Source organism: Streptomyces botrytidirepellens (assembly GCF_003721215.1).
In the GTDB taxonomy this organism is placed as follows: domain Bacteria; phylum Actinomycetota; class Actinomycetes; order Streptomycetales; family Streptomycetaceae; genus Streptomyces; species Streptomyces himastatinicus.
Genome location: NZ_RIBZ01000461.1, coordinates 1 through 1,451, shown reverse-complemented (window position 1 = coordinate 1,451; position 1,451 = coordinate 1). Strand labels below are relative to the sequence as shown.

The 1,451-nt window shown below is 73.5% G+C and carries 1 protein-coding gene; it reads right to left on the bottom strand.

What is annotated here, in order from left to right:
* The coding region (locus EEJ42_RS31605) for a beta-ketoacyl reductase (RefSeq protein WP_123105290.1) at window positions 1–1,451 on the bottom strand (1,451 nt) is incomplete at both ends.

Below are 1,451 nucleotides of genomic sequence, written 5' to 3'. Positions count from 1 at the left end.
GCCCAGAGGCCCCAGGCGAGGGAGGTACCGGCCAGCCCACGCGCCCTACGGTGCTGCGCCAACGCATCCACATACGCGTTGGCGGCTGCGTAGTTGCCCTGCCCCGGGTTGCCGAAGACACCGGCGGCGGAGGAGAACACCACGAACGCCGACAGATCCGCAGTCGCCGTCAGCTCATGCAGGTTCCACGCCGCGTCCACCTTGGGCCGCAGCACCTTGGCCAGCCGCTCCGGCGTCAGCGAACCGATCACACCGTCATCGAGCACACCCGCCGTGTGGACGACGGCCGTCAGCGGATGCTCGGCGGGGACGGTCGCGAGGGCCGCGGCGAGCGCGTCCCGGTCGGCCACATCGCACGCGGCCCACCGCACCTCGGCACCCAGCTCGGCCAGCTCGGCGCCGAGTTCGGGCGCACCGGGAGCCTCCGCGCCACGACGGCTCACCAGCAGCAGCTGCCGTACGCCACGCTCCGCCACCAAGTGCCGCGCCAGCAGCCCGCCCAGCGTGCCACTCGCACCGGTCACCAACACCGTGCCCTCGGCACCGAAGTCAGACGCCTGCTCGGCGTCGACCACGGCCCGCGCCAGACGCGGCGCCCGCAGCACGCCGTCCCGCACCGCCACCTGCGGCTCACCCGACGCCAGCGCGCCCGACACCGCCGTACGCGAGTCAGCCGCGCCATCGACGTCGACGAGCACAAACCGGCCCGGGTTCTCCGACTCGGCGGAACGCACCAGGCCCCACACCGCAGCGCCCGCCAAATCCGCCACCGGTTCGGCGGCCTGGGTCGCGACCGCGCCGGAGGTCAGCAGGACCAGCCGCGCGTCCGCGAAGCGGTCGTCAGCCAGCCAGGACTGGAGGAGGTGGAGGGCCTGGGTGGTGGCGTGATGTGCGGCTTCGGCGGGCGAGGGGGTATCCCCCACCCCGCCCCTTCCCGCAACTTGGGGCTCCGCCCCAAGGCCCCGGTCCTCAAACGCCTGACGGGCTGGAGATGCCGCACCATCCGCGCGCGGGCCGGTACGCCCTTCGGGCGTGTCCTCAATCGCCGGACGGGCTTGATTTGCCACACCTGGGCTTCCAAGTACCGCGTCCACTCGGGCTTGGGATGCCGCATCCGGGCGTTCGAGTGCGGCAGCCAGGGACACCACTACGTACTCCGGGGACTCCGCGCCCCCGTCCACCGCAGCCGCCAGCGCGTCCAGGTCCGCGTACGCGGCCACTCCCGCGCCGAACAGGCCCTCGGAACCGAGCACCGCCCAGCCGTCGCCGACCTGCGCATCCGCAGCAGCCGGAGCGGCGAACTCCGCCCACTCCAGGCGGAACAGCGACTCCTGGCGCCCGCCGCGCGCACCGCTGATCTGCTCAGCGGCCACGGGCCGCAGCACCAGCGAGTCCACCGACAGCACGGCACGACCCGCACCATCAGCCACCGCCAGCGACACCGCATCCGT